General features: G+C 42.9%; 4 protein-coding genes. 3 read left to right on the top strand and 1 reads right to left on the bottom strand.

What is annotated here, in order from left to right; translation table 11 throughout:
• A partial coding sequence (locus tag VIN08_RS16770) for a hypothetical protein (protein WP_331967359.1) occupies nt 1-624 on the bottom strand: 624 nt, incomplete at its 3' end.
• 213 nt (nt 625-837) lie between these two features.
• On the opposite strand from VIN08_RS16770, the gene VIN08_RS16775 reads away from it, so the two are divergent.
• Genes VIN08_RS16775 through VIN08_RS16785 form a run of 3 tightly spaced genes read left to right on the top strand, consistent with a single transcriptional unit; the run spans nt 838 to nt 2,946 of the window.
• A complete protein-coding gene (locus VIN08_RS16775; RefSeq protein WP_331967361.1) occupies nt 838-1,038 on the top strand; it encodes a hypothetical protein in 201 nt (66 codons plus the stop codon).
• A gap of 3 nt (nt 1,039-1,041) precedes the next feature.
• Entirely contained in the window at nt 1,042-2,067 is a 1,026-nt protein-coding gene (locus VIN08_RS16780) for a hypothetical protein (RefSeq protein ID WP_331967363.1), read from the top strand.
• 21 nt (nt 2,068-2,088) lie between these two features.
• Nucleotides 2,089-2,946: a hypothetical protein gene (locus VIN08_RS16785; RefSeq protein WP_331967365.1), complete on the top strand. Its 858-nt coding sequence runs from the start codon at nt 2,089-2,091 to the stop codon at nt 2,944-2,946.
• Nucleotides 2,947-2,949 lie beyond the last annotated feature (3 nt).

Consider the following 2,949-nt stretch of genomic DNA (forward strand, 5'->3'; position numbering starts at 1 on the left):
CTTTTTTGTTTCGGTAGTAAACTGTCCGATCTGCAGCGCGATGAGCTCGAGTATTTTTGCTTCGGTTAGCAGCTTGCCTAAATTTCCTTTCAGCGGATTGTTACCGATAGTTTGTATAGCCACTAACATTTCTTTACTCACGGAGGCATCGCCCTGCATTACGTGTTCTTTCTTTACAAGCTTCTCGCGCAGTGCGGCCATCCACCGGTCGTCATCCCCTAACAGGTTGATATAGTAATCGAGATCAACGGCTACATGTATACCATGTATAGCACGATCTATAATCAGGTCGTACTCGCGCTCGTGTGCATACATGGAGTGATGCTGCAGGCTATTGAGTGAAGCTGCAAAGCCGCTGTCTTTAAATTCCACCTGCACGGCACCTTGCAGCGCCAAACATATACTCATGCAACGCGGCAACAATGCTTCATCGTATTGCACGCGATGTTGCCGCTGCATATCCAGGCGATATTCTTTAAAGGCATAGTGCTGGTTGGCGAAGAACTTTTCCTGCAACGTTCCCCACGATTGGTGCCCGGAGGAGCGATGAGTAAACACACCGCTGTTGTGCGAATGCACGTGCATACATGGCTCGATATCAGAAAAAGAGAGGGTCTGGGTCATCTTTGTTCTTTATAGAATGCCGGGTTTAACGGAACATGAATAACAGGGTTATGGAAACTCCATCTTTATGGAGGATAGCGGCCATCGATAGCGGGAGGCGAAAGCGGCACATCAGGAAGGTATTTATAGTCGTTCGGAAAGTTCCTTTGATGCCGGCTATAAAGTAATCGACATTCATTGGGCTTTTACACAGCTCACCTATTAACAGCCAACATGATAAGAATTAAAAGAAAGCTCAATCGCGCGCTCTGGACGCATGCCTTGGGGTCAGGAGGAGATTACCACCTGAAGATTTACTCGACACCCTTTGGCACGTATTGGATATTGCGCTGGCGATACTGGACTGCCGGGTTTACACAATTCTTCTCTATGGGCAAGCTATATATCCGTATTCGTAACCGCGTTAAACTATAAAATATGCAATACCTATTATACAGACTGTTATACAAGCAGTACTTCATCAATACAGAGGGCATCAAAAAATTCTCTGAGCGATGCACCAATAAATATATCGGCACAGCAGCTGCCCGCAAGACAACGATCCTCACAACCTATATACAGGTTTTGAACAAGGAACGGGAAAAACGGAAACAGGAATTTCTGGAATGCGTGGACCTGGACCGTATGGATGACGGAAGCTTTGCTATACGCAGAAGAAAATCGCGGAGAATGAAGATCGTGGTATATGTAACGCTTTTGTTTGAAATATTTCTGAACTATATATCTACACTCATATTTATACAGGGCGAAGGTTTACTATATATACTTGTACGATGGGGACTATCCATTATACTCGCCCTGGCTGCCATGCTGGTGACTGATGGCATTCTGACTAAACTTCTGCCGGAAGAATCTGTGCGGGTAAAAGGCAATTCATCGCGCCATGAAGATGACGAAAGCTATAACCGGAATGCCAAAACAAAAAGATATATAGGGCTTGTTATTCTGCCTATACTGTTGGTCGCTGTTGAAATAGCCATCATTGGCGTATCAAGGGAAAGAGCCATCGACATTGAAGGAGGCCGATCAGGAAATATACTATTCTATGGTTTTATACTTCTCTCCATGGCTTTACCGGTTATTGCCGGGTATTTCAAGTGGGACTCTGAACAACATGGTAAATTATTTCAGAACACCTTGAACTACTACAGAGCTGAAAAGCTTCTGCATATTCTTAATCTCATTGTTATTGCTAACATGAAAGATGTAAAAGAGATTGTAGATAACAGCATACGAATGTCGTGGGAGAAGTTCAGCCGGTTTAAACTGTATAAGGAAAACTATAATATAAAGAAGAGCATTCCGCGAGAAGAACACAACGAAGACCTGGAGACATATAAAGAAAATGCGCTTGAACATTTTGGCACCGAAGTAAAATATATACTGGAAGCGCTCGAACCTCAGAAGAAAAATGATCCTGAGCCTGTTGTTCTGATTCATTAAGAAAATCAAATCCATCACTGTATGTCTATCAAGTCCCTCACGTTCGCCCGAGTTTTAGCATTTATCTCTATACTGCTTCTTATTCCGCTCCTCGAAAGCTGTACTTCTTTTGTAGAGAAAAAGCGAAGAGTATTAATCGTGTTGCTCGATTATTCGGCCAGCAATACTGATCTGGTATTGGAAAGCTATATAAGTGTGATAACGGAGACTATCTTTCCGAACATGAAACAGTATGATTGCCTCGTTGTGGTACCGATAGATGAAGGCTCAAAGATGCGACCGGTAAAACTGGTATATGAAGACCTGGTTGAAAAACAATTCAGCAGGCGAACCGATGGCTTTGCTCATGCCGGTGATAGTTTGAAAAAACGATTTATGAACTATGTAAAAGAGACAGCCCCACAAATTGCAGCAACGCTGAAAACACAAAAGCAACTTCGCAGAGAATATACGGAGTATACAGATATACTGGGAGCTATACATCAAACAACCAATCTCATTGAATTTAACACCGAAGGCGGAACAGTACGCGATGCTGAAGATTTTGTATTGGGAAAGATTCGCTTAAAAAGTGAGAACATCATCGTATTGCTCAGCGATATGATACAGGATTCGCGTGAATATAACTTCAATAAAAAGCAGGGTATAACTCCCGAGCAAGCCACAACTTGTTTGGATGGACTAAAAAAAACGAACGGCATTCCTGATCTTACGGGGTGCAAAGTATTTGCTATAGGAGCCACCGGCAGAAACTCTGCACAAATCGATAACATCCATTCTTTCTGGACGGAATATTTTAAACACACCAACGCTGAATTGAGCTCTTACGGTTATAATGTTGATGGTAAGCTGCGCAAATACCTGATTGCCACAGATTAAATT

It is taken from the genome of Ohtaekwangia sp. (assembly GCF_036568665.1).
Lineage (GTDB): Bacteria > Bacteroidota > Bacteroidia > Cytophagales > Cyclobacteriaceae > Ohtaekwangia.